Genomic DNA, 24,165 nt, shown 5'->3' with positions numbered 1-24,165 from the left:
CATTTCGCCGAACCCATGGTCAGTTGGGAGCGTAAGCAGATCGCGCTAGAAGCTGTCAGATTTTTTACCGATAATGCGACCAGTATTTGGCGTCATGGTTTTGACTGGTTCAGATCATTCGAATAGATCACCCCTATCAAGGAGTCCGGGATGCAGATAGAAGGCAAGGTGGTGCCGCTGGCGGCGGCCATCGATCGAGGGCCGCGTGCGTCCTTGCCTTGCCTGCCGGTTCCGCTCTTGCAGGTACGCGACCAGGCGGCGTTGCACTTGCGCCTGGCCCTGCAGACGCTGTTCGACAATGCCGACGACACCCTCTTCGAAATGGCCGACAAGGCCAGCGAACGCTTCGAGCAGAACCTGTACTTCGAGGCGATGCGCGACCTGCGCCTCAAGCGCAAGAACATCGAGCGCGGGTTCCTCGACCGGTTTCACGATGCCTTCGCCCGGCTCAACCAGGCCGATGAGCGGCAATCGGGCGTAGCCGACCGCTCACGCAGCACTGCGCAACTGGAGCGCTCTGCGGCTGTCGAGGCGATGGTCGCGCGAGTATTGTCCCGGGATGGTCAGGCGCTCAAGCAACTGACGTTACGCTTCCAGGTCCTGCTCGAAACCCCTCTGGCCCAAAGGCTTGCGCTGGGGCCTGAGTCATTGTGCGACCACTTCCTGCAAGCCGGGCGCGACCTGGGGGTAGGGCCGAAGGTCAAGCTGGTCTTGCTGAAACTGTTCGAGCGCTATGTGTTGCGCGAAATCGATCAACTGTACGAGCAGGCCAACCAGTTACTGGCCAATGCTGGCATATTGCCTGAACTCAAGGCTGCGCCGCGCCGCCGCGCCGAGGACCACCGGCATCTGGAACGACCGGCCACTGGCCTGGCCAAGGCCGACGAGCCCCAGGCCGACGATGCCAGCCAGGTATTCTTCGACGCGCTGACGCCCTTGCTGGCGCCACTGCGAGGCCGCGTTGCACCTCGGGTGCAGCAGGTGCCCGGCGCCCAGCCGGTCAGTACCACCGACCTGTTGCGGCTGCTCTCCCATCTGCAGCACTACGTGCCTGCCACCTGTGAGAGCGATGATTTCGATCTGGGCCAGCAGTTGGAGCAGCTGTTGCTGCGGGTGAGCGTGCGCAGTGGTACGCGCCGTTGCATCGCCACCGCCGACGAGGACACATTCAACCTGGTCGGCCTGTTGTTCGCATTCATCCAGAAAGATAACAACCTGCCTGCGGCCGTGCGTGAGCTGATCGAACGGCTGCACATTCCGTTGCTCAAGGTGGCATTGCTCGACAAGGCCGTGTTCAGCCGTGCTAGCCACCCGGCCCGGCGCCTGCTCAACGAGATCGCAGCGGCTGCCATTGGCTGGGAAACCAGCAACGAGGGGCTGCACGACAGCCTGCAACTGCGGGTGGAGCGTATCGTCCAGCGTTTGCTCAACGAGTTCACCGATGACCCACGGCTGTTCAGCGAGCTGCTCGAGGACTTTCTGGCCTTCAGCCAGCAGGAGCGCCGCCGCAACGAACTGCTCGAGCAACGCACCCGTGACGCCGAAGAGGGAAGGGCGCGTGCCTTGCAGGCTCGCCTGCAGGTGCAGCAAGAGCTGAACGTGCGCCTGCATGGCCGGGTTCTGCCGCAGGCGGTGGTGCATATGCTGGTCCAAGGTTGGAGCCAGGTCCTTCTGCTGGCCTGGCTCAAGCACGGCGAAGGTTCCGCAGCCTGGGCCGAAGGGCTGGCGACCATGGACGCGCTGCTGGCGAGCATTGCCCCGCACCACGAGCCCTCGGCGCGCGAGCGCTTGCTGCAGCAGGTGCCGGGGCTGCTCAAGGCCCTGCGCGAGGGCCTGGCGGGTGTGGTCATGGACGCGGTCGCGACCCGCGAATTCTTCCAGCAGTTGGAGCAATTGCACCTGGCTGCCTGCGTGGGTGCACCGGGCAGCGCCTGTGCCGTGGAGCACGTGCTGGTGGCCGAGGAAGTCATCCTGGCGGTGGCCGACGAGCCAGCGTGCGGCCCTTTGCTGCAGCCGGACATGCAAGGGCCGGAGCTGGCCCAGGTGCAGCGGCTGAAGGTCGGTGCATGGGTCGAGGTGATGGATGACGACGAGTTGCTGCGCTGCAAGCTGGTCGCCAGGATCGACAGCCATGACCGCTTCGTCTTCGCCAACCGCACCGGCATGAAGGTGCGCGAGTGGAACCGTGCGGGGCTGGCCCAGGCCCTGCGCCGCGGCGAACTGCGCCTGCTGGACGACGGGCTGTTGTTCGAGCGGGCCTTGGAGGCAGTGCTCGGGCGCTTGCGCCGCCAGGCGGATCGCTGAACAATCATTTACATGCAAGCGCATCGGGTGCGGGGCATACTGGTTACCTCCCCGGCGATTTTCAGGAACTGCTCCATGCAATTGGACCGTGCGACAGGCTGGTTCTCCGGCGTTACCCATTGCCCCTCGCCCAACTTCAATGCGCGCCCCGAAGGCGAAGCCATTTCCCTGCTGGTCATCCACAACATCAGCCTGCCGCCAGCGTGCTTCGGTACCGGCAAGGTGCAGCAGTTTTTCCAGAACCAGCTCGACCCAGGCGAGCACCCTTATTTCCAAGACATCTGCCACCTCACCGTATCGGCGCACCTGTTCATCGAGCGTGACGGTGCGGTGACCCAGTTCGTGTCTTTGCTCGACCGGGCCTGGCATGCGGGTGTCTCGAGCTTCGACGGGCGCGAGGGTTGCAACGATTTTTCAATTGGCATCGAGCTTGAAGGCACCGACGAGCTGCCTTACACCGATGCCCAGTACGCTACCTTGGAGCAGCTGACCCGCGAGATTCGTCGCGCCTGGCCGGTGATCGGCCCGCAGCGCATCTGTGGCCACAGCGACATCGCCCCGGTACGCAAGACCGACCCGGGCCCGGCCTTCGACTGGTGCCGCTATCGCGCGGCGCTGCAGTGCAATGAGGACAATGCATGAGTTTCCTGGTGTTGGTGCTGGTGCTTTGGGTCGAGAAATTCTCCGCCCTGCGCCAGCGGCTGCAACGTGATGGCTTCTACCTGGGCGAGCTGGTGCGCCTGGAGCGCAGCGGCAAGGTACACCCCTGGTGGACTCTGGCCATTCTGGTGCTGGCGCCGGTGGCGTTGCTGGCTCTGCTGTTGCATGTACTGGAGCCGGTGGCCTACGGGTTGCTGGCATTGCCGGTGCATTTGCTGGTGCTGATCTACAGCCTCGGCCGTGGCGATGCCAAAGCGGCCCTGGGGCCGTTCCGGGATGCCTGGCGCCGGGGAGATGACCAGGCCGCCCTGCATGTGGCCGAGCGTGACCTGGGGTTGGCCGCCGACGATGCGCAAAGCTTGTTGATCCGAGTGCAGGGCCACTTGCTGTGGCAGGCGTACCAGAGCTTTTTCGCGGTGATCTTCTGGTACTTCCTGCTGGGACCTGGAGCCGCCCTGGCCTATCGCCTGCTGGCCCTGTGCGCGGGCAATAGCCGGCAACCGGCGCTCAAGGAGCGGGCCGAGCAGCTGCGCCATGCCATGGACTGGCTGCCGGTGCGGGTGCTGGCGTTGAGCTTTGCCTTGGTCGGCAACTTCGTCGCTGTGGTGCGGGTGATGCTGCACGAGCTGCTCAACTGGCACATCAGCGCCGGGCACCTGGTGGCGCGGGTCGGGCGGGTGGCCGATACGGTGCCCGAGGAAGAAGACGACCAGCGTGGGCTGGGGCGGCTGGACAGCCTCTGGGAGCTGCTGCTGCGTTGTGCGGTGCTGTGGTACGCGTGCTTTGCGCTGTGGACCGTGTTGGTCTGACGGGGCGTGCAGGTTTTGGGGCTGCCTTGCAGCCCTTTCGCGGCACAAGGCCGCTCCTACACGAGCGAGATATCCACAGGCTGGTGCAGCCCAGCCACACAGCCTCGACTCCTGCTTAACCTTAAATTACAAACCTTGGATTCGTTCTGCGCTATACAGGTCGCCTGGCCGTTAATGGCCTTGTGCTACCTCAAAGAATAAAAAGAATCCAAGGAGATGCGCATGCTGCGTTTGCTCTATCCGGCCATCGTCCTGATGGACCGGCTGAGCTTCGGCCTGAAGTTCAGCCTGATCAGCGCCCTGTTCTTCGTACCGATGCTGGTCACCAGTTTCTACCTGGTGCGCGGCGTCCATGACCAGTTCCATGCCACCCGAGTCGAGCTTCAGGGCCTGGCTCCTCTGGCGAGCGCCCTGGCCTTGCGCGGGGAGCTGGAAACCCTGGGCAATCTCTTGCAGATCAACATGATGCTCGGCCAGTCGGGGCAGGCCGGCGATCTGGAGCAACGTATCGGGCACAGTCAAGAGCAGGTCGCAGCGAAGCTGCAGGCGCTACTATTCGACGACCCACAACTGCAGGCCCGGCGCGACGAGGTGGGCGAATCGTTTGATCGGGCCCGCAACGAGTCTTCCCTGCAAAGCAAGGCGGCCCTGGTGGACAAACTGCTGGTGCAGGCCCAGGTACTGGCCAAGCAGGTGGCCAGCCATGTGGGCCTGGACCAGGACAGCCAGGCCTCGGTGCGCCACTTAAGCGAGGTGCTGGGTGTCGCCACGGGCCAGGTGACCCAGGCGCTGGGCGAGGGCCGGGCGATGGGCGCCACGGCCCTGGGTCGAGGCTTCATCGACTCCTCTGGCAGCGCCCGTTTCGAAGACTTGCTGCAACGGCTGGAGCGGCTGGCCGCCGACTACGGCATTCGACTGGACGAAACCTTGGCCGCGGACCCGCAGGCCAAGGCCGCCCTGGCCGAGCTGGCCCAGGCCAGCCAGGCGACCATCAAGCAGGCGGCCGGCCTGTTCGAAGAACAGGTGGTGATGGCCGAGACCCTGGATGCGCCCTGGGCCGGGTTCTACCAACAGGTCAGCGGTCTGATGGCACAGACCTACCGGCTCAACGACGCCATTCTCACTCACTTGCAGGTGCAGTTGCAGGCGCGTCTGGGTGAGCACCGGTTGCGCATGATTGCCCTGGTCGGCGCGCTGGCCGTGGTATTCGCGTTGATCATTTACCTTGCCGGTGGCTTCTACGTTTCCATCCGCCAGACGCTGGGCAACCTCGGCTCGGCCATGGACAAGGTCGCCGCCGGAGACATGACCGTCTGTTTTTGCTCCCGCAGCCAGGACGAGCTGGGCGAACTGGGCCAGGGGTTCAACCAGACCGTGCAACGCATTCGCGAGCTGATCGGCCAGGTCAGCCGCACGGTTGGCCAGGTCGAGGTGCAGGCCGGTCAGGTGCTGGCCGTGTCGGTACACAGCAGCCAGGCCATCGGCGGCCAGCGCGAGCAGATCGAGCAGGTGGCTGCGGCCATGAACCAGATGAGTGCCACATCCCAGGAAGTCGCGCGCAGCGCAGCCTTGGCCGCTGAAGGCGCGCAACAGGTCAATCGTGAAAGTGCCACGGGCCGTGGCCTGGTGGAGAGCCAGCAGGGCAGCATCGCTCGCCTGGCCAGCGAGATCGACCACACGGTGGCCGCGGTCAACCAGCTGGCCGGCGACAGCCAGGCCATCGGCCGGGTGCTGGAAGTGATCCGCAGCATTGCCGAGCAGACCAACCTGCTGGCCCTGAATGCGGCCATCGAGGCCGCCCGGGCCGGCGAGCAGGGCAGGGGGTTCGCCGTGGTCGCCGACGAGGTGCGGACCCTGGCCAGGCGCACCCAGGACTCCACCGAGGAGATCGCCCAGATGATCCTGCGCCTGCAGGAAGGCGTGAGCGCGGCGGTCAGGGCGATGGGCAGCAGCCACCAGATGGCCGCCGGCACGGTGGACGAGGCTCGCCAGGTGCAGCAGGCGCTGGGCAATATCCTTGGGGCGGTGGGTGGCATCGTCGAGCAGAACCAGCAGATCGCCGCCGCCGTCGAGCAGCAGACGGCGGTGGCCCACGATATCGACCAGAACATCGTGGCGATCAACCGCGCCGCCCAGGATACGACCCAGGGGGCCAACCAGACCGAGGATGCCAGCCGGAACCTGTCAGCCCAGGTGCTGGAGCTCAAGCGGCTGATCGGGGCATTTCGTATCTAAGCAATGGGCCGGTGCTACCAGCCGAACAACTCACAGGCATTTTGGGTACTGGCCTCAGCCAAGCGTTCGGCCTCGAGGCCCATCACCTCGGCCAGCACGCCGGCGATCTGCGGCAGGTGCTCCGGGCTGTTGCGCACCCCAGGGAACATCGATGGCGCCATGTCCGGCGCATCGGTCTCCAGCACCACGCTTTCCAGCGGCAGGCGTGGCAGCGTCTTGCGCAGGCGCAGCGCCTGGGGCCAGGTGGCGGCACCGCCCAGGCCCAGCTTGAAACCCAGCCGGATGTACTCGCGAGCCTCTTCGTAGCTGCCGGCGAAGGCATGGATGATGCCGGCGCGGGCGGGTTTGTAGCGCTTGAGGGTGGCGATCACCTGGGCGTGGCTGCGGCGCACATGCAGCAGGGCGGGCAGGGCAAAGTCGCAGGCCAGTTGCAGTTGCGCCTCGAACAGTGCTTGCTGGCGGCCTTTGTCCAGTTCCGGCAGGTAGAAGTCCAGGCCGAACTCGCCCACCGCGCACAAGCGCGGGTCGTCTTGCAGACGCTGCAGCCAGTCGCGCAGCTGAGCCAGGTGCTCGGGGCGGTGCTGGTCAAGGTACACCGGGTGCAGCCCTAGCGCGGCATACAGGTTGGGCGTGCTGCAGGCCAGGTCCCACACGCGTTGCCAGTTGTCCTGATACACACCCAGCACCACCATGCGCTCCACGCCGAGGGCCGCCGCGTTGGCCAGCAGGCGTTGGCGGTCGGCGTCGAAGTCGGGGAAGTCCAGGTGGGTGTGGGTGTCGATCAGGCGCATGGTCAACCTGCGCTGATGCGTTGTTTGAACGTACGCGCCACGGCATGCACGCCGGGCTCGTAGCGTTTGTCTTCGATGGCGGCCAGGGCCAGCTCCAGGGCGGTGGCGGCGATCTGCCCGTGCTGCTGGGCCATGGCGTTGACCGGCAGTGGCAAGAAGTCCAGCAACTGGTTGTCACCGAAGGTCCCCAGCTGCAACTGGCGCGAATCGGCCGGGCGTGCCTGCAGGGTGTCGAACACGCCTTGCAGCAGTACATAGGAGGTGGTGACCAGGGCATCGGGCAGGCCGCCGAAATCCTCGATCAATTGCTGCATCAGACGCTGGCCGCATTCACGGCTGAAGGCCTCGCCCTGATAGCGGCGTACCTGGCCTTCGAACGGTTGCAGCGCTTCATCGAAACCGCCGGCGCGGGCCTGGCTGACCGACAGCTCCGGGCGTGCGCCGATCAGGGCGATGGTGCGCGGGCGCGTGTCCAGCAGGCTCTGGGCCAGTTGGCGGCTGGCATCGCGATCGTCGCTGATCACCGAGCAGAAGTACGACGGGTCCATGCGCCGGTCGATGGCGATCACCGGCAGGCCCTTGTCCTGTAGCTCGCGGTAGCTTTCGTCGTCCGGCGGCAGGCAGCTGGCAACGAACAGCGCATCGCAGCGTCGGGCGCGGAACAGTTGCTGCAACTGCCGTTCGCTGTCCGGCTGGTCGTCGCTGCTGGCGATCAGCAACTGGTAGCCACGAGCGCGTGCTCCTTGCTCGAGCTGCTTGGCGATACGGGCATAGCTGGGGTTCTCCAGATCCGGGAGAATGAAGCCCAGGGTCCGGGTGTGCCGGCTGCGCAGGCCGGCAGCCTGGGGGTTGGGCGTGAAGCCGTGGGCCTCGACCACCGCGCGCACGCGCTCGACCGTGCTGTTGCTGATGCGCTGCTGTTCGGCCTTGCCATTGATGACGTAGCTGGCGGTGGTCACGGACACACCGGCCAGACGGGCGATATCGCTGAGTTTCACCGAATTTTCCTTGTTATTACCGGGGCTGCTGCAGAGCTTGACCGGGTAGTGTGACCCAAGGGCCAGGCCGTGCGCAGGCGACCATTGTCGCAATTGTCCGACAGGATGGGGCTTTTTCGTCGCAAGATTATCGAGTAACGTGGCCTCCTGGTCAGGTTAAACGATTCAGCAGGTGATTTTCCTGTCGCGGCTTGCCATCCGCGCAAGGTCGTCGAACTGGCCCTTTTCGTGAATTTCACAACAATACCTCAGTACCCGACCCCGGGGCTGCAAAAGGAGAAGGTCATGCTGGAGCTCGCTCAGGAGCAGATCGCCATGGGCCAGGTGGCCGCCGACAAGGCCCAGGCGTTGCGCCTGCTGGCCGATCGGCTGGTCGCTGACGGCCTGGTCGCCGAAGGTTACCTGCAAGGGCTCGAGGCCCGTGAGGCGCAAGGCTCGACCTTCCTCGGCCAGGGTATCGCCATCCCCCACGGCACGCCGCAGACCCGCGACCAGGTGTTCGCCACCGGTGTGCGGCTGCTGCAGTTTCCCGAGGGGGTCGACTGGGGCGACGGCCAGGTCGTCTACCTGGCCATCGGCATCGCGGCCCGCTCCGACGAACACCTGCGCCTGCTGCAACTGCTGACCCGTGCCCTGGGCGAGACCGACCTGGCCGAGGCCTTGCGCCGGGCCAGCTCCGCCGAGGCCCTGCTCAAGCTGCTGCAGGGCGCCCCCCAAGAGCTGGCGCTCGATGCGCAGCTGGTGGGCCTGAACCTGGCGGCCGAGGATTTCGACGAGCTGGCCTGGCGTGGTGCGCGCCTGTTGCAGCGCGCCGGGTGCGTCGAGGCAGGCTTTGCCAGCGTGCTGCAGCAGGCCGAGCCGCTGCCCTTGGGCGAGGGCCTGTGGTGGCTGCACAGCGAACGCCAGGTGCGCCAGCCAGGCCTGGCCTTCGTTACGCCGCAGCAGCCGCTGCGCTATCGAGACCAGCCGCTCAACGGCCTGTTCTGCCTGGCCAGCCTGGGTGTTGCCCACCAGGCCTTGCTCGAGCGCCTGTGCGAGGTGTTGATCGAAGGCCGTGGGCAGATGCTCTACCAAGCCACCAACAGCCGCGACGTGCTCGAGGTGCTGGGCGGCGAGGCGCCGAGCGACTGGCCCAGTGCGCGCATCGTCCTGGCCAACCCCCATGGCTTGCATGCCCGGCCGGCTAAAGTGCTGGCGCAACTGGCCAAGGGCTTCGAGGGCGAGATCCGCGTGCGTCTGCTCGACAGCGGCCAGCCGCCGGTGTCGGCCAAGAGCCTGAGCAAGCTGCTGGGCCTCGGTGCCCAGCGTGGCCAGGCGCTGGAGCTGATCGCCGAACCGAACATTGCCAGCGATGCGTTGCCGGTGCTGCTGGCCGCCATCGAGCAGGGCCTGGGTGAAGATGTGGAACCCCTGCCCGAGCAGGCCGTGCTTGTTGCACCGGTTGCCGTCGAAGCGCTGCAAGCCCCTCCCGCCGGCAGCCTGGTCCAGGGCATCGGTGCCGCGCCGGGCATCGCCAGTGGCCCGGCCCATGTCCATGTCGAGCGCGAGATCGACTACCCCCTGCGTGGCGAGTCGCCTGCTCAGGAGCGCCAGAAGCTACGCCAGGCCCTGGAGGTGGTGAATGCCGAACTGCAGGCCCTGGTGCAACGCAGCGACAAGGCCATCGGCGAAATCTTCGTCACCCACCAGGAAATGCTCGCCGACCCGGGCCTGGGCGATGAGGTCGAGCTGCGCCTGGCCCAGGGCGAAAGCGCCGCGGCCGCCTGGATGACCGTCATCGACAGCGCCGCGCGCCAGCAGGAGGCGCTGCATGACGCCCTGCTCGCCGAGCGTGCCGCCGACCTGCGTGACATAGGCCGACGTGTGCTGGCGCAACTGTGCGGGGTCCAGGCCGTACCTGAGCCCCAGCAGCCTTATGTGCTGGTGATGACCGAGGTCGGCCCGTCCGACGTGGCCCGCCTGGACCCGGCACGGGTGGCCGGTATCGTCACCGCACAGGGCGGTGCCACCGCCCACAGCGCCATCGTCGCCCGTGCCCTGGGCATCCCGGCGGTGGTCGGCGCAGGGGCGGCGATCCTGCTGCTGGAGCCCGGCACGCCTTTGCTGCTAGACGGTCAGCGTGGCCGGATCAGCGTGGCGCCGCCCGCCGAGGAGCTGCAACGTGCCCTCGCTGAACGTGACCTGCGCGAGCAGCGCCTGCAGGCGGCCTGGGCCAAGCGCCACGAACCTGCAGTGAGCCGCGACGGCCGTGCCATGGAGGTGTGCGCCAACATTGGTGAGAGCACCGGCATCGACAAGGTGGTGGAGCACGGCGCCGAAGGCGTTGGCCTGCTGCGTACCGAACTGATCTTCATGGCCCACCCCCAGGCACCGGACGTGGCCACCCAGGAAGCCGAATACCGCCGCGTGCTCGACGGCCTGGCCGGGCGCCCGCTGGTGGTGCGTACCCTCGACGTGGGCGGCGACAAACCGTTGCCCTACTGGCCGATCGCCGCCGAGGAAAACCCCTTCCTCGGTGTGCGTGGCGTGCGCTTGACGCTGCAGCGCCCACAGGTGATGGAAGACCAGCTGCGTGCCTTGTTGCGCGCCGCTGACGATCGCCCGTTGCGGATCATGTTCCCGATGGTCGGCCAGGTGCACGAGTGGCGCGAGGCCAAGGCCATGGTCGATCGCCTGCGCGAGGAAATCCCGGTCGCCGACCTGCAGGTCGGCATCATGGTCGAGGTGCCTTCGGCCGCCTTGCTGGCACCACAGCTGGCTCGCGAGGTGGACTTCTTCAGCATCGGCACCAACGACCTGACCCAATACACCCTGGCCATCGATCGTGGCCATCCAAGCCTATCGGCCCAGGCCGACGGCCTGCACCCGGCCGTGCTGCAACTGATCGACATGACCGTGCGCGCCGCTCATGCCCAGGGCAAGTGGGTCGGTGTGTGCGGTGAGCTGGCGGCCGACCCGCAGGCGGTCGCGGTGCTGCTCGGCCTGGACGTGGACGAGCTCAGCGTCGCCGCCCGCAGCATCGCCGAAGTCAAGGCACTGGTTCGCCAGGCCGATCACCAGACCGCCCGCGCCCTGGCGCGCGAGGCCCTGCAACAAGACAGCGCCGCCGCGGTACGGGCGCTGGTGGAGCGTTACTGAAATGGCCAAGATCCTCACCCTCACCCTCAACCCGGCGCTGGACATCACCGTCAGCCTGCAGGCCCTGCACCCGGGCCTGGTCAACCGTAGCCAGGCCCAGCATAGCCACGCCGCCGGCAAAGGCCTGAACGTGGCGCAGGTGCTGGCCGACCTGGGCCATCGCGTGACCGTGGGTGGCTTTCTCGGCCGCGACAACCTGGCGCCGTTCGAAGAACTCATCGCCTGGCGCGGTTTTACCGACTGCTTTGTTCGGGTGCCTGGCGAAACCCGCAACAACATCAAGCTGGTCGAGGCCGATGGCCGCGTCACCGATATCAACGGCCAGGGGCCTGAAGTCGACGAGGCCGCCCAGTCCGCCCTGATGCGGCGCCTTGAACAGGTGGCGGCAGAGCACGATGCGGTGGTGGTGGCCGGCAGTTTGCCAAGGGGTGTCGATGCCCAGTGGTTCCAGGCGTTGTTGCTGATGCTCAAGGGCAAAGGCCTGAAAGTTGCCCTGGATACCAGCGGTGAAGCGTTGCGTGCAGGTCTCAAGGCTGAGCCCTGGCTGGTCAAGCCCAACACCGAGGAACTGGGCGAGGCGTTCGGTATCGTCATGCACAACCCGGCCGACCAGCGTGCGGCTGCCCAGCGCCTGTTGGCGTCGGGCATCGAGCACGTGGTGGTGTCCCAGGGCGAGCAGGGCGTCAGCTGGTTCGCCCAAGGCCTGGCCTTGCACGGGCAACCGCCCAAGGTGCGGGTGGCCAGCACGGTCGGCGCCGGCGATTCGCTGGTGGCCGGCATGGTCCACGGCCTGCTGCAAGGCGAGCCGGCCGGGCAGACGCTGCGCCGCGCTACTGCCATCGCTGCCCAGGCGGTGAGCCAGGTCGGCTTCGGTATCCGTGACCGGGAACAGCTGGCGCGCCTGGAAAGCGCCGTGCAACTGACAGAACAACAAGAGGGTTGCCGATGAACATCGCCATCATCACTGCCTGTCCCAACGGTCAGGTATCCAGTGTGCTGAGCGCGCGCCTGCTGTCGGCGGCCGCCCAGCAGCGGGGCTGGAGCACCAGCGTCGAGGTGCAGGACGCCGAGCACCCCGAACGCTGCCTGAGCCCGGCGCAGATCGCCGAGGCCGACTGGGTGCTGGTGGTCAGCACCGGTGCCGTGGACCTTGCCCGCTTCGTCGGCAAGCGCGTCTACCAGAGCACGCCCGCCCAGGCCCTGGCCGACCGCGGCAGTTTCCTCGACGAAGCCGCGGCCAAAGCCCAAGTGCTGCAGCCGCTGGACGCCGAGCAGGTGCCGCCGGCTGCTGCCGTGCCCAAGCTCGTCGCAGTCACCGCCTGCCCCACGGGCGTGGCCCATACGTTCATGGCAGCCGAAGCGTTGCAGCACGCCGCCAAGGAGCTGGGCTACCAGCTCACCGTGGAAACCCAGGGCTCGGTTGGCGCGCGTAATCCATTGCCTGCCGAAGCCATCGCCGAGGCCGACGTGGTGCTATTGGCCGCCGACATCGAGGTGCCGACGGCGCGCTTCGCCGGCAAGCGCATCTACCGCTGCGGCACCGGCATCGCCCTCAAGCAGGCCCGCGCTACCCTCGACAAGGCCTTGGCCCAGGGCAAGGTGGAGGCGGCGGGTGAGGCGACCGGCGAGGCCGTGAAAAAGGGCGAGAAGGCCGGCGTCTACAAGCATTTGCTCACGGGCGTCTCGTTCATGTTGCCGATGGTGGTGGCTGGCGGCTTGCTGATCGCTCTGTCGTTCGTCTTCGGCATCGAAGCCTACAAGGAGCCCGGCACCTTGCCGGCGGCGTTGATGCAGATCGGTGGCGAGGCGGCCTTCAAGCTGATGGTGCCGTTGCTCGCCGGCTATATCGCCTGGTCCATCGCCGACCGGCCCGGGCTCGCCCCCGGCATGATCGGCGGGCTGCTGGCCAGCACCCTTGGGGCCGGCTTCATCGGCGGCATCGTCGCAGGGTTCCTGGCGGGCTACAGCGCCAAGGCCATCAGCCGCTGGGCGCGCCTGCCGAGCAGCCTCGATGCGCTCAAACCGATCCTGATCATTCCGCTGCTGGCCAGCCTGTTCACGGGCCTGGTGATGATCTATGTAGTCGGCCAACCCGTGGCGGCCATGCTTGAGGGCCTGACGCACTTTCTCGACAGCATGGGCACGACCAACGCGGTCCTGCTCGGGCTGCTGCTGGGCGGGATGATGTGCGTCGACTTGGGCGGGCCGATCAACAAGGCGGCGTACGCGTTCTCGGTGGGGCTGCTGGCGTCGTCGAGCTACGCGCCGATGGCTGCGACCATGGCCGCGGGTATGGTGCCGCCGATCGGCTTGGGCATCGCCAGCTTCCTGGCCCGGCGCAAGTTCGCCCAGAGCGAGCGCGAGGCGGGCAAGGCGGCATTGGCGTTGGGGCTGTGCTTCATTTCCGAGGGCGCGATTCCGTTCGCGGCCAAGGACCCGCTGCGGGTGATCCCGGCGAGCATTGCCGGTGGCGCATTGACCGGTGCCTTGTCGATGTACTTCGGCTGCAAGCTGATGGCACCCCATGGCGGCTTGTTCGTGTTGCTGATCCCCAATGCGATCAACCACGCGTTGCTGTACTTGGTGGCGATCCTGGCCGGAAGTTTGCTGACGGCGGTGGTATATGCGGTGATCAAGAAGGGCGAGCGGGTGGAGCTGGCGGTGGCGCCGGTAAAAGGTTGAAGCCTGGATTATGTGAGGCCTGGCTTGGGATGTGCGAAGGGGCACAAATCGAGCGCCGCGCGGGCGGCGCTGGATCCAACAGGCGCCGAATCTCTACCGGCGTACCGTTCGCCGCAACGGCACCAGCAGTTCCCCCAGTCCGTTGTGATCGATCTCGTGCATCAGGGCCAGCAACCCGCCCAGCTCCCCTGCCGGGAACCCCTTGCGCGCGAACCACGCCAGGTAGTCGCCCGGCAGGTCGGCGATCAGGCGCCCCTGGTACTTGCCGAAGGGCATGGTGCGGGTAACCAGCAGTTGCAGGGATTCGGGTTTCATCGGACGGCCTGGCAGTGCAAAGCGCCGACCATACTGCAAAGTGCACGAACGCCCAAGCGGCAATCATGCAGAACGCCTCGTCACGGGTTGCGCTTGTTGGGCGTAATTTATTGTTTTAAAACGAAATTATCTTATCTCTTGGCTTGGCACGATGCCTGCTCTTCTATAAGGGACTATCACCTGCCAAGGAGTTCTCGCCATGAGTCATCCCAACAAAGACGTGATCGACGTACTCAACGACCTGATCGAATACAGCAAAGACGGCGAAAAAGGCTTCAAGGAGTCGGCCGAAGATGTGAAGAACACCGAACTCAAGGCGTTTTTCGTCCAGCGTGCCGGCGAATGCGCCAGTGCCGCCGCCGAGCTGCAGGGCGAGGTGCGTCGCCTGGGCGGCGACCCGGAAACCTCCACCAGCCTGAGCGGCGACCTGCACCGGGGCTGGGTCAACTTCAAGTCGATGCTCACCGGCAAAAGCGAGGAGGCGGTGCTCAACGAGGTCGAGCGCGGTGAGGACTTCGCCCTCAAGGCCTACAAGGACGCGCGCGAGAAGCTGGTCAAGCTTGGTCGCACCGCCAGCGACGAGACCTATGCCTTGGTGGAAAAACAGCTGCAGGGCGTGCAACGCAACCATGACCAGGTAAAAGCGCTGCGCGACGCCGCGCGTGCCCGCTCCTAGTCCGACGGGCCTTCTACGCGGTTGCGGCCGTTGGCCTTGGCCCGGTAGAGCGCCTCGTCCGCCGAACCCAGCAAGCCTGTGAGGTTTTGCTGGGTGCCGGGGGTGTGCAGGCTGATGCCGATGCTCACGGTCACCGGCTGCTCGTCATTGCCGAATGGCGGCAGCGCCTCCACGCTGGCGCGTATGCGTTCGGCCAGCAGCCTGGCACCGGGCAGATCGGTATCGGGCAACACCACTTGGAATTCTTCCCCGCCATAGCGCGCAGCCAGGTCCGCCGGGCGGCGGATGCAGCGCTCTATCGTCTTGGCGACCTCGCGCAGGGCATGGTCGCCGCCGGCATGGCCGTGACGCTGGTTGAACGACTTGAAGTGGTCCACATCCACCATGAGGATGGCCAGCGGCTGGCGGTTGCGCTGGGCGCGGGCCCATTCCTGGCGCAGTACCTGATCCAGCCGTCTGCGGTTGGCGAGCCCGGTGAGGCTATCGGTGGCCGCCAGCGCTGCCAGGCCTTGCTCGGCTTCCTGGCGTCGGCGCAATTCGCGCCCCAGCAGCAAGGTCAGCCAGAGGATACCGACGCACAGCAGGCCCGTGGCGACGCTGACCAGGATCGCGGTACGGCGCCAGGACTGGAACACCTCGTCGGAGGCGTCCACCACCAGTACGATCAACGGCAGGTCGGCGACCCGGGCGAAGGTATAGATGCGCTGCACCCCGGCGTGCTCGGACCTGGCAGTGAAACTGCCGCTGCGCTCGTTGAGGATGCGTTGGAAATTGGGCCGCTCGCTGTAGTTGCTGCCGATCATCGGGTCTTGCGGGCGCGAGGGTTGTCGGGCCAGCAACTGGCCGTCGGTGTTGAGCAGGTTGATGCTGCTGCCCCTGCCGATATCGAGGCGTTCGAACAGTTCGGTGAAATACGACAGGCGTAATGCGCCGGCGGCGATCCCGGCGAATTCGCCGTTGGGGCCGGAAATCCGGCGGCTGAAGCTGATGCACCAGTCCAGGTCGCCCAGCCGCGCCTTGAACGGTGGGCTGATGAAGAGGCCCAGGTCCGCTCGGTCGCGGTGGGCCTGGAAAGCCACCGAATCGGCAAAATTGGCCTGGCGCGGGCGCGCATGCAGCGAGTCGCCCAGTACATCACCGTGGGCGCCGAGCCAGAGGATATCCCCGCGCACCGGGGCGGCGAAGGTCTGGTTGAAGAGGATCTGCTGGCGCAGTTCCGGCGAGCTGTTGAGCAGCTCGGGATGTTTCACGGCCCAGATCACCCCATGCAGGGACTGGTCGTATAGTTCGACGTTGCGCAGGATGTCGCTTTCGATGAGCTGGACGATATTGCCCGATGAGCGTTTGGCCGACTGCTCGACGCTGTCGCGCTCGCGGGCCAGCAGGTAGCTGACGATTGCCACGATGGCAAGCACGGCGAGGCAACTGCCCAGGTTGAGGATCAGTTCGGGGTGCGACCTGTACAGGGAAGAACGCGATGATCGAGTGGGCATGCTCGCTACTGCACGGGCGGGGCCATTACGCGGCGGCGGTATTCTAGGGAAGTGCGCAGGGGCGAACAAGGTTCGTTCGACGGAAAACAAGGGGCCGCGCTGCGGCCCGCCTTGTTCTGCCGGGCGTGCGGTCAGAAGATGTTCAAGGGGTAATCGACGATCACCCGCACTTCATCGTTGTCGCTGTTGTCGTCGATATCGGCATAGCCCTGGCTGCCGCGGTGGGTGGCGTAGCGCAGCAGCACCGACAGGTCCTTGAGGTTGCCTTGCTGGAACACATACTTGATGTCCAGGTCGCGCTCCCAGTGCATGGCGTTCTTGCCATCGGCGTTGTAGTAGCCGTAGTAGTCGTTCTGGGCAGCCTTGGTCAGGTCGGCTTCGCCGCGCGAATAGGAGACCGAGGTGCTCAGGCCGGGGATGCCGACGCCGGTAAAGTCATAGTCATACTGCAGCTTCCAGGAACGCTCGTTGGGGGCGTTGAAGTCCGAGTACATGCGCGAGTTGTCCAGGTATACGCTGTCGCCCAGGTTGATGTAGTCGAACGGCGTGTTGCCGTTCACGCGCTGGTAGGCGGCGGTGATGCTGTGGTAGCCGGCGTTGACGGTGAAGTGCAGGCTGTAGGTGTTGTTGTCGATGTTGCCCAGCAGCGCCTGGCCGGTGTCCTGGGTGTGGTAGAAGTGCAGGCCGGGGTTGAGGCTGACCAGGTCGTTGACCACATAGGTGTAGTCGAAGTCGACGTAGTACTGGTTCCAGATGTCCTTCAGTTCAGCGGCATACAAGTTGGTGGTGATGTTCTCGGTGCCGTTCCAGGACAGGCCGGCCCAGCTCAGGTGGTCGCTCTTGGTGCCGTCCGCCAGTTGTCCGTAGTAGGTGTCGATGCGGCGATGGCCGCTTTGGTTGTAGGGCTTGGTGAAGCTGACCTGGCCGCCTTCGAGCAGCAGGCCGTCGATGCTGGTGTTGGTCAGGCTCACGCCGCGGAAGGTCTGCGGCAGCATGCGGGTTTCGCCGCCGGCGATCACCGGGTTGGTGAGGAACAGGTCGCCGGCCTTGAGTTCGGTGTCGAAGGCCTTGAACTTGACCGCCGCGCCCGCGGTGGAGAATGAGTGCGGGGCTGCGCCCAGTTCGCCGTTGTCCTTGATGTGTTCAGGCAGGATGCTGGTACCGGCATGGCCGCCACCGCCATCGAGCTTCAGGCCCAGGATGCCGTGTGCATCGAGGCCGAAGCCGACCACGCCTGGGGTGTAGCCCGATTCGAAGCGCGCCACGGCACCCTGGCCCCATTCGCGCAGGTCACGCACGCCTGGGTTGAGGTTGTTGCGGTTGAAGTAGGCATTGCGAAAATGCAGGTTCAGGGTTGCCCCTTCGATGAAGCCATCAGCCTTGGCTTCATCGGCATGTGCTGCTATAGGCATCGTTGCAGCAAGTGCAATGAACAACGGGGTAAAGCGAAACGCGGAAGACACCGGTACGAGCTCCTTTGGTCTGGCGGTGAGGCGTTGTTGTTTTCGGGTTTTGCAAGTTTCTTTATGGATACGTAACAGCGTGGCTGATAATTCGGGCACATAAAAAAAGCCGCTGATCGGCAGCGGCTTTAAAAGGCTAACATATCGACGCACAAGGCGCCCACGGGCTAGCCGAGGGAAAAACAGGAGCTACGAAGTCGTCGATCAACTTTCGGTCTGATCGTCGGCAACCACCTTGGAAGCAGTCTGCTGCACATCTTTCGCTGCATCTGCCTGTTGCGCGGCATAGGTGTCGCGCGCGGTTTGGTGAACAGCGGAAAGTTCGGCGTTACGGGCTACGAAGGCCGGCGATTCTTCAGCCATGGCCAGGGGCGACAGCAACAGGGACGACAGGACGAAAACGCTGGCAATACCCATACTGTTGGACATTTGAAACAACCTTCTTGCAAGGCAAGTGTGAATTGGGACAGGCGTAAGTTAGTCCTAACATAGGCTTGGAAACAGGCTTGAGTTGGATAAGCACTGTTGCGTAAAAAGTAATGATCGAGTCCATGAAATAACCGGATTTCACCGCAAACCCGCGTAGTTGAGCGCTTGCCATGCAGCTCCGATGGCAGGGGTGTCAGAATCCGATGAAGGCGTAGTACACCGGTGCTTCGGCGGTGGTCTGCAGCCCATGGCTGGCCAGCGTTTGCGCAAGGGCAGGGGCTTCGACGTGAAGCGTCCATGGCGCATGGTTGTCATCCGGTACTTGGGCCAAGGCCTGGGCAAACGGCTCCATCGCCGGTAGGTAGGCGGTGAAGCCGTTGCCCTTGAGGGCGCTGGTGGTCATGCCCAGGGCCTGGCAGATGGCGACCTTGGCCGCGATGTCGTCGCGGTCGGCCTGGCGCGAGGCCTCGATCAGGGCGGCCAACTGTGGGTCCACCGGCAGTTGGCCATGGATCAGCGCAGGGCCTTGTGCCCAGGCCTCGGGCGGGCAGTCCTTGTTTTCCGGGCGCAGGGGCAGGTGCGGGTTGATCTCCGCCGGGTAGATGCGACACACCAATGGGCGGCTTTCATAGATGGTGCACAGGTCGTTGTCGTCCAGGTTGCGACAGCGGCCAGGGTTGAACGCGGCGAAGGTCACCGAGACCCACAGCTCGGCTTCGCCGCAGGCCACCGGGCAGGAACGGCGCAGCACATGGTCGCGCTGTTCGACGGGCATGCCAGGGCCGTCTTCGACGAAGCCTTCGATCAACACCACCACCTGACCGCCGCTGGCGGCCCACTGGCAAGCTTCACCCAGGGTCAGCGGAACGTGGTGGCCGGTGCAGCACTTACCGCAACCGGTGCAGGCGAAACGGATGGTGTCGTTCACGGTATACCTGGGCTCCATGGGCTGACGCGGGCGTGGTGGCCAGGAAGGGGCTGAGAAACTTCATGCGCGATCCGGCAAGAAAACGACCGAGGGACGCGAATTATGCCCGACTCGCCCCGGGCGGCAAGCCAGGGCGTTTGTCACTGGATATATCAGTGCTCGGCGAACACCACGGTGCGCGCGGCCACCACCAGGCAATCGGTCAGCTCTGGCGAGGAGAACTTGGTGAGAATGGCATTGGCCCCGGCCAGCCGAGCCTTCTCGGCACTCATGGTGCTGTCCAGCGAGGTGTGCAGCAGCACATAGAGATGCTGGAAGTCCGGGCTTTCGCGCAGCGTGCGGGTAAAGGCGTAGCCGTCCATCTCGGACATCTCGATGTCCGAGACGATGATGTTGATCTCCCGCTCGGTACCTTGCAGCTCCAGCAGCACGCTGATTGCGTCCTTCGCGCTGCGCGCGGTATGGCATTCGATACCCAGGTTGCGCAGGGTGTGCACCGATTGCTGCAGGGCGACCTGGCTGTCATCCACCACCAGGATGTTCGCAGCGGCCAGCAGGCTCGCGTCTTCTTCGCCGAGCTCGCCGGGGTGGGGCTCGGGCTCGGGTGGGGCGATGGCGTGGATGACCTTCTCGATGTCCAGCACCTGGACCAAGGTATCGTCCACACGGGTGACGCCGGTGATGAACGATCGGGTACCGGAGGCGTAGGGGGGCGGTTTTATGTCAGTGCTCAGGCAGTGCACGATGCGGCTCACGGCTTGTACGTGCAGGCCTTGGCGCGATCGGCTGATCTCGGTGACGATCAGGCAGCCGCCGTCCGGGTCGGCCAGGGGCTGTTCGCCGATGGCACGCGACAGGTCGATCACCGACAGCGGGTTGCCACGCAGGGTGGCTACGCCTTTGACGTGAGGGTGCGACTCCGGCAGCTTGGTCAGCGCAGGGCAGGGGATGATTTCGCTGACCTTGAGCAGGTTGATCGCCATCAGCTTGCCGCTGCGCAGGGTGAACAGCAGCAGGGACAACGAGTCCGCACGGGCGTTTTGCGTGGCCATGGGCAACCTTCGAGTCTGTCGGTAATAAAGGAGGTTGCCGGGTTATCGGCTTGTTCTGACCAGGCTTTAGGTGGTGGCGGGCCAATCGTTGGGGCAAGCCCGCTCCCACAGAGTCTCCACAGGGTTCCAGGTGGCGCCGTCCTGTAGGCGTGGACTTGCCTCGCGATTGGGCTGTGCTGCGGCCCTGCTTTTTGTCAACGCAACCCTAGGCGCTTGGCCAGCCGGCTGAGGTTCGCTCTATCCACACCAAGCTCCCGCGCCGCCGAAGCCCAATTGTCCTGGTGCTTGACCAGGCAAGCTTCGATCAAGCGTCGCTGGTAGTCGTCCACCGCCTCGCGCAGGCCGCCCTCGGGCAGGGTGGCCAACGGGGCGGCGGGGGGCGGTGTCGGCTCGGCGTTGGCCGGCAGGGTAGGGCGCAGGTCCAGGTCGCTGGCTTCCAGGGTCAGGATACGCGGGCGCTGGGCATGCTGGCCGAGCGCCTTGAGTGCCGAGCGGCCGATCAGGTGTTCGAGCTCGCGCACGTTGCCCGGCCAGTCGTAGGCCAGCAGGGCAGCCTGGGCGTCAGCACTCAGGCGCAGGCTGTTCAGGCCCAGGCGCGAACGGTTCTGTTCGAGGAAATAGCCGGCGATCAGCAGCACGTCGCGACCGCGCTCACGCAGCGGCGGGACCAGCAGCGGATAGACGCTCAGGCGATGATAGAAGTCGGCGCGGTAGTTGCCGTTGCGCACCTCTTCGGCCAGGTCGCGGTTGGTGGCGGCGATCAGGCGAACGTCGACCCGGTGCTCCCGGTCCGAGCCCAGGCGCTGCAGTTGGCCACTCTGCAGCACCCGCAGCAGCTTGGCCTGCACGGCCAAGGGCAGTTCGCCGACCTCGTCGAGGAACAGCGTGCCGCCGTTGGCCAGCTCGAACTTGCCCCGCCGTTCGCCATGGGCACCGGTGAAGGCGCCGCGTACATGACCGAACAGCTCGCTTTCCACCAGGGTGTCCGGCAGGGCCGCGCAGTTCAGGCTGATCAGCGGTTTGTCGGCGCGGGCGCTGGCGCGGTGCAGGGCCTGGGCCACCAGCTCCTTGCCCACGCCGGTCTCGCCGGTGATCAGCACGGTCAGGTCGCTGCCGCCGACCAGGCGGATTTCCTCCAGCAGGCGCTTGTGTGCCTTGCTCTGGCCGATCAGCTCCTTGTCCAGGCCACTGGCCTGGCGGTAGACCTCGGCGCGCTGGTGTTCGTCCTCGGCGCGCAGCGCCAAGTCCTCGATGCGTTCGGCCACGGTGACGGTGGCGGCGGCGAGGCTGGCGAATGCCTGCAGCGCGTCCAGTTCCAGGCTCTGGAACTGCCCGGGAGTGAGGGCGTCGAGGGTTACCAGGCCCCAAGGTCGTTCATCGACCATCAGGGGGCACCCCATGCAGTCGTGCACGTGCAGGTCGGCATGGGGCGCGTTGACCAGGCCATCGTAGGGGTCGGGCAGTTCGCTGTCGCTGGCGAATCGGGTCGGTTCGCTGCGGCTGAGCAGGATCTGGAAGCGGGGGTGTTCGCTGACCTTGAAACGTCGCCCGAGGGTGTCGGCCGACAAGCCATCGACGGCCAACGGCACCAGCCATTCGCCATCCAGGCGCAGCAATGCGGCGGCATCGCATGGCAGCAGGCCGCGCATAGCTTCAAGCAGGCGGCGGTAGCGTTCCTGGTCGGGCAGGTCGCGGGACAAGTCGCTGACCAGGGGCAGCAGGCTGGTGAGTAGGGGCTTTGCAGTCATAAGGACTCCTCTTGGTCGATATGACTATACGCCTGTCGATGTCGTTTTGACTCTCCCGTGCATGGAACCCCCGGATTCATTGGCCGGAAAAGTTGGCACGATTGGTGATAGAGCCAAGGCAGTCAAGTTCAAGCCACAGGCTCAGGAGTCATTGCAATGCTCAATGCCGAACAACGTGCAATCATCAAGGCCACCGTTCCGCTGCTCGAAAGCGGCGGCGAAGCCCTGACCACCCACTTCTACAAGATGATGCTCAGCGAGTACCCCGAGGTACGCCCGCTGTTCAACCAGGCCCACCAGGCCAGCGGCGACCAGCCGCGTGCCCTGGCCAACGGCGTGCTGATGTATGCTCGCCACATCGACCAGCTGGAACAGCTCGGCGGCCTGGTCGGCCAGATCATCAACAAGCATGTCGCCCTGCAGATCCTGCCCGAGCACTATCCGATCGTCGGCAGCTGCCTGTTGCGTGCCATCGAGGAAGTGCTGGGCAAGGAGATTGCCACCCCGCAAGTGATCGACGCCTGGGGCGCAGCCTATGGCCAACTGGCGGACATCCTGATCGGTGCCGAGGAAAACCTCTACAAGCAGAAGGAAGAGGCCGTCGGCGGCTGGCGCGGTACCCGTGAATTCCGCTTGGTGCGTCGCGAGCAGGAAAGCAGTGAAATCACCTCGTTCTATTTCGCTCCGGTGGACGGCAAGCCGGTGCTCAAGGCCGAGCCTGGCCAGTACATCGGCCTGCAGCTGTTCGTCGACGGCACCGAGCAACGCCGCAACTATTCCCTGTCGGCCCTGTGCGATGGCGAGCAGTACCGCATCAGCGTCAAGCGCGAAGAGGGCGGCAAGGTCTCGAACTACCTGCATGACCAGTTGATGGTCGGCCAGACCCTGCAGCTGTTCCCGCCGTCCGGGGACTTCACCCTGGCCGCCAGCGACAAGCCGCTGGTGCTCATCAGCGGCGGCGTAGGCATCACCCCGACCTTGGCCATGCTCCAGGCTGCACTGCAGACCCAGCGCCCGGTGCATTTCATCCATTGTGCGCGCAACGGCGCGGTGCATGCCTTCCGCGACTGGATCGATGGCCTGGCCGCGCGTCACCCGCAGCTCAAACGCTTCTACTGCTACGAGCAGGCCGGCCATGGCGAGGCCGATGCCGTGGGCCTGTTGAGCCAGGAACAACTGGGCCAGTGGCTGCCTGGCGAGCGTGACTTGGATGCCTACTTCCTGGGCCCGAAAGGCTTCATGGCAGCGGTCAAGCGCCACCTGAAGGGCCTGGGTGTACCGGAGCAGCAGAGCCGCTACGAGTTCTTCGGGCCGGCGGCGGCGCTGGAGTAACGATCCGATAACAGTGTGGCCCGATCGCCGGCAAGCCGGCTCTCACAGGAACGCCCAGATCCAGGCATTGGGTGTCTCTGTGGGCGCCGGCTTGCCGGCGATGCGGATGCCAGGGTTGTCCCCAATCGCTGGCAAGCCAGCTCTCGTGCGCGGTGCTCCCGAACGTGGGTAATCGAGACGAAACGAACGTGACATCGCACGTGCGGGGGCTGGCTTGCCAGCGATTGGGCCTTGTTGGCCTTCCTTTATATAGAAGGAGATGAAATAAGCAGGCGCAATTTCATCTTTAATCTTCCATTAATCACGGTATCCTTCACTCCCGGGTGTCGAGGGGCTTTCCCCTGCCTGACATCCGGGCTGTCGCTTTTGGCGGTCGTCGTTGAACCGACGTCGCTCCGTCTGGTCAGAAATCGTCATCGGATAGCCCCTGCACAGTGCCAGCACGCCGCTCCTCGACGCACGTGTAGACTGTCGCCGGGCAGGCCAACGCCCCCCAGGCACTGCCACTATCCATCGAAGGAACCGGTAATGAACGAACAAACCTCGCACCTGAACCGCGAACGGCGCTTCCTGGTGCTGCTGGGCGTGATCTGCCTGTCGCTGATCGGCGGCGCTCTCTACATGCAGGTGGTGCTCGGCGAGGCGCCGTGCCCGCTGTGCATCCTCCAGCGCTATGCACTGTTGTTGATCGCGGTGTTCGCTTTCATCGCCGCGGCCATGCCCGGGCGTCGCAGCCTGACCTTCTTCGAAGCCTTGGTGGTGCTCAGCGCAATCGGCGGAATCGTTGCGGCCGGCAACCATGTGTATATACTCGCCCACCCGATGGTCAGTTGCGGTATCGACACCCTGCAGCCGATCGTCGACGACCTGCCGCTGGCACACGTGTGGCCGCTGGCATTCCAGGTCGATGGATTCTGCTCCACGCCCTACCCGCCGATCCTGGGGTTGTCCCTGGCGCAATGGGCACTTCTGGCGTTCGTCCTCACCACGGTCCTGGTGCCGCTGGGCATCTACCGCAACCGTCGCCGGGGTTAGACAAAAGTCCCCCTTCGAGGCCCCTCTGTTGCATGGCGAGATAACATCTTTACCTCGCCTCACGCTTGACCCAGATC

The 24,165-nt window shown here is 65.3% G+C and carries 19 protein-coding genes and 1 pseudogene; 11 read left to right on the top strand and 9 right to left on the bottom strand.

The window, feature by feature from the left end:
* Window positions 1–150 precede the first annotated feature (150 nt).
* The 5 genes and pseudogenes from AC1MHZ_RS06230 (at window position 151) to AC1MHZ_RS06210 (ending at window position 6,008) form a co-directional block, all read left to right on the top strand.
* Window positions 151–2,304: a DUF1631 domain-containing protein gene (locus AC1MHZ_RS06230; protein WP_482966141.1), complete on the top strand. Its 2,154-nt coding sequence runs from the start codon at window positions 151–153 to the stop codon at window positions 2,302–2,304.
* A 75-nt stretch (window positions 2,305–2,379) separates the two neighbouring features.
* Entirely contained in the window at window positions 2,380–2,946 is a 567-nt protein-coding gene (ampD, locus tag AC1MHZ_RS06225; RefSeq protein WP_084858539.1) for a 1,6-anhydro-N-acetylmuramyl-L-alanine amidase AmpD, read from the top strand.
* Entirely contained in the window at window positions 2,943–3,773 is an 831-nt protein-coding gene (ampE, locus tag AC1MHZ_RS06220) for a regulatory signaling modulator protein AmpE (protein WP_084858538.1), read from the top strand. Before ampD ends, ampE begins: the two co-directional genes overlap by 4 nt.
* Before the next feature lie 216 nt (window positions 3,774–3,989).
* Window positions 3,990–5,105 (top strand): annotated as a pseudogene (locus AC1MHZ_RS06215) (methyl-accepting chemotaxis protein); the annotation flags it as partial.
* Window positions 5,079–6,008, top strand: a complete 930-nt coding sequence (locus AC1MHZ_RS06210; RefSeq protein WP_482966163.1) for a methyl-accepting chemotaxis protein — start codon at window positions 5,079–5,081, stop codon at window positions 6,006–6,008. The pseudogene AC1MHZ_RS06215 and the gene AC1MHZ_RS06210, both read left to right, overlap by 27 nt.
* Before the next feature lie 14 nt (window positions 6,009–6,022).
* On the opposite strand, the gene AC1MHZ_RS06205 is transcribed toward AC1MHZ_RS06210, so the two are convergent.
* Together AC1MHZ_RS06205 and cra are read right to left on the bottom strand one after the other, a co-directional pair.
* Window positions 6,023–6,799: a TatD family hydrolase gene (locus AC1MHZ_RS06205; protein WP_465001429.1), complete on the bottom strand. Its 777-nt coding sequence runs from the start codon at window positions 6,797–6,799 to the stop codon at window positions 6,023–6,025.
* 2 nt (window positions 6,800–6,801) lie between these two features.
* The gene (cra, locus tag AC1MHZ_RS06200) at window positions 6,802–7,797 is read right to left on the bottom strand and encodes a catabolite repressor/activator (protein ID WP_084858535.1); all 996 of its coding nucleotides are present in this window, start codon (window positions 7,795–7,797) and stop codon (window positions 6,802–6,804) included.
* A 285-nt stretch (window positions 7,798–8,082) separates the two neighbouring features.
* Here cra and ptsP point away from each other — a divergent pair, with 285 nt between their 5' ends.
* The 3 genes from ptsP to AC1MHZ_RS06185 are packed head-to-tail and all read left to right on the top strand — an operon-like array spanning window position 8,083 to window position 13,617.
* On the top strand, window positions 8,083–10,935 hold the full coding sequence (gene ptsP, locus AC1MHZ_RS06195) for a phosphoenolpyruvate--protein phosphotransferase (protein WP_482966140.1): 2,853 nt from the start codon (window positions 8,083–8,085) through the stop codon (window positions 10,933–10,935).
* 1 nt (window position 10,936) lies between these two features.
* Window positions 10,937–11,884, top strand: a complete 948-nt coding sequence (pfkB, locus tag AC1MHZ_RS06190) for a 1-phosphofructokinase (protein WP_084858533.1) — start codon at window positions 10,937–10,939, stop codon at window positions 11,882–11,884.
* A complete protein-coding gene (locus AC1MHZ_RS06185) occupies window positions 11,881–13,617 on the top strand; it encodes a PTS fructose-like transporter subunit IIB (protein WP_084858532.1) in 1,737 nt (578 codons plus the stop codon). The genes pfkB and AC1MHZ_RS06185 overlap by 4 nt, the downstream gene beginning before the upstream one ends.
* Window positions 13,618–13,710: 93 nt before the next feature.
* On the opposite strand, the gene AC1MHZ_RS06180 is transcribed toward AC1MHZ_RS06185, so the two are convergent.
* Window positions 13,711–13,932, bottom strand: a complete 222-nt coding sequence (locus AC1MHZ_RS06180; RefSeq protein ID WP_482966139.1) for a DUF3820 family protein — start codon at window positions 13,930–13,932, stop codon at window positions 13,711–13,713.
* A gap of 199 nt (window positions 13,933–14,131) precedes the next feature.
* Between AC1MHZ_RS06180 and AC1MHZ_RS06175 the strand changes: the two genes are divergently transcribed.
* A complete protein-coding gene (locus AC1MHZ_RS06175; RefSeq protein WP_084858530.1) occupies window positions 14,132–14,608 on the top strand; it encodes a ferritin-like domain-containing protein in 477 nt (158 codons plus the stop codon).
* Here the strand turns inward: AC1MHZ_RS06175 and AC1MHZ_RS06170 are convergent.
* The 6 genes from AC1MHZ_RS06170 to norR all read right to left on the bottom strand — a co-directional run bounded on the left by AC1MHZ_RS06170 (window position 14,605) and on the right by norR (window position 21,721).
* The gene (locus tag AC1MHZ_RS06170) at window positions 14,605–16,101 is read right to left on the bottom strand and encodes a GGDEF domain-containing protein (RefSeq protein WP_084858529.1); all 1,497 of its coding nucleotides are present in this window, start codon (window positions 16,099–16,101) and stop codon (window positions 14,605–14,607) included. The two genes, AC1MHZ_RS06175 and AC1MHZ_RS06170, sit on opposite strands and share 4 nt — an antisense overlap.
* Window positions 16,102–16,232: 131 nt before the next feature.
* Complete coding sequence (locus AC1MHZ_RS06165; protein ID WP_465001427.1) at window positions 16,233–17,564, bottom strand: OprD family porin; 1,332 nt, start codon at window positions 17,562–17,564, stop codon at window positions 16,233–16,235.
* Window positions 17,565–17,768: 204 nt separating this feature from the next.
* Complete coding sequence (locus tag AC1MHZ_RS06160; RefSeq protein WP_084858527.1) at window positions 17,769–17,993, bottom strand: hypothetical protein; 225 nt, start codon at window positions 17,991–17,993, stop codon at window positions 17,769–17,771.
* A gap of 193 nt (window positions 17,994–18,186) precedes the next feature.
* Window positions 18,187–18,921 (bottom strand): YkgJ family cysteine cluster protein, encoded by a 735-nt coding sequence (locus AC1MHZ_RS06155; protein WP_324814407.1) that lies wholly within the window; start codon window positions 18,919–18,921, stop codon window positions 18,187–18,189.
* A gap of 152 nt (window positions 18,922–19,073) precedes the next feature.
* Window positions 19,074–19,973, bottom strand: a complete 900-nt coding sequence (locus AC1MHZ_RS06150) for a chemotaxis protein (protein ID WP_084858525.1) — start codon at window positions 19,971–19,973, stop codon at window positions 19,074–19,076.
* 194 nt (window positions 19,974–20,167) lie between these two features.
* Window positions 20,168–21,721 (bottom strand): nitric oxide reductase transcriptional regulator NorR, encoded by a 1,554-nt coding sequence (norR, locus tag AC1MHZ_RS06145; protein WP_324814410.1) that lies wholly within the window; start codon window positions 21,719–21,721, stop codon window positions 20,168–20,170.
* A 156-nt stretch (window positions 21,722–21,877) separates the two neighbouring features.
* On the opposite strand from norR, the gene hmpA reads away from it, so the two are divergent.
* Both hmpA and AC1MHZ_RS06135 read left to right on the top strand, forming a co-directional pair.
* Complete coding sequence (hmpA, locus tag AC1MHZ_RS06140; RefSeq protein WP_084858523.1) at window positions 21,878–23,053, top strand: NO-inducible flavohemoprotein; 1,176 nt, start codon at window positions 21,878–21,880, stop codon at window positions 23,051–23,053.
* 528 nt (window positions 23,054–23,581) lie between these two features.
* Window positions 23,582–24,088, top strand: coding sequence for a disulfide bond formation protein B (locus AC1MHZ_RS06135; RefSeq protein ID WP_084858522.1), 507 nt, complete (start codon window positions 23,582–23,584; stop codon window positions 24,086–24,088).
* Window positions 24,089–24,165 lie beyond the last annotated feature (77 nt).

Source organism: Pseudomonas sp. FA-1 (genome assembly GCF_056856075.1).
The sequence above is the reverse complement of the archived record's forward strand: the minus strand, read 5'-3'. Positions and strand labels throughout refer to the sequence as shown.

Coding starts and splice junctions, on each gene's coding strand:
- AC1MHZ_RS06230 (WP_482966141.1), top strand. CDS start 151: ATGCAGATAGAAGGCAAGGTGGTGCCGCTGGCGGCGGCCATCGATCGA.
- ampD (WP_084858539.1), top strand. CDS start 2,380: ATGCAATTGGACCGTGCGACAGGCTGGTTCTCCGGCGTTACCCATTGC.
- ampE (WP_084858538.1), top strand. CDS start 2,943: ATGAGTTTCCTGGTGTTGGTGCTGGTGCTTTGGGTCGAGAAATTCTCC.
- AC1MHZ_RS06210 (WP_482966163.1), top strand. CDS start 5,079: ATGACCGTCTGTTTTTGCTCCCGCAGCCAGGACGAGCTGGGCGAACTG.
- AC1MHZ_RS06205 (WP_465001429.1), bottom strand. CDS start 6,799: ATGCGCCTGATCGACACCCACACCCACCTGGACTTCCCCGACTTCGAC.
- ptsP (WP_482966140.1), top strand. CDS start 8,083: ATGCTGGAGCTCGCTCAGGAGCAGATCGCCATGGGCCAGGTGGCCGCC.
- pfkB (WP_084858533.1), top strand. CDS start 10,937: ATGGCCAAGATCCTCACCCTCACCCTCAACCCGGCGCTGGACATCACC.
- AC1MHZ_RS06185 (WP_084858532.1), top strand. CDS start 11,881: ATGAACATCGCCATCATCACTGCCTGTCCCAACGGTCAGGTATCCAGT.
- AC1MHZ_RS06180 (WP_482966139.1), bottom strand. CDS start 13,932: ATGAAACCCGAATCCCTGCAACTGCTGGTTACCCGCACCATGCCCTTC.
- AC1MHZ_RS06175 (WP_084858530.1), top strand. CDS start 14,132: ATGAGTCATCCCAACAAAGACGTGATCGACGTACTCAACGACCTGATC.
- AC1MHZ_RS06170 (WP_084858529.1), bottom strand. CDS start 16,101: ATGCCCACTCGATCATCGCGTTCTTCCCTGTACAGGTCGCACCCCGAA.
- AC1MHZ_RS06160 (WP_084858527.1), bottom strand. CDS start 17,993: ATGTCCAACAGTATGGGTATTGCCAGCGTTTTCGTCCTGTCGTCCCTG.
- AC1MHZ_RS06150 (WP_084858525.1), bottom strand. CDS start 19,973: ATGGCCACGCAAAACGCCCGTGCGGACTCGTTGTCCCTGCTGCTGTTC.
- norR (WP_324814410.1), bottom strand. CDS start 21,721: ATGACTGCAAAGCCCCTACTCACCAGCCTGCTGCCCCTGGTCAGCGAC.
- hmpA (WP_084858523.1), top strand. CDS start 21,878: ATGCTCAATGCCGAACAACGTGCAATCATCAAGGCCACCGTTCCGCTG.
- AC1MHZ_RS06135 (WP_084858522.1), top strand. CDS start 23,582: ATGAACGAACAAACCTCGCACCTGAACCGCGAACGGCGCTTCCTGGTG.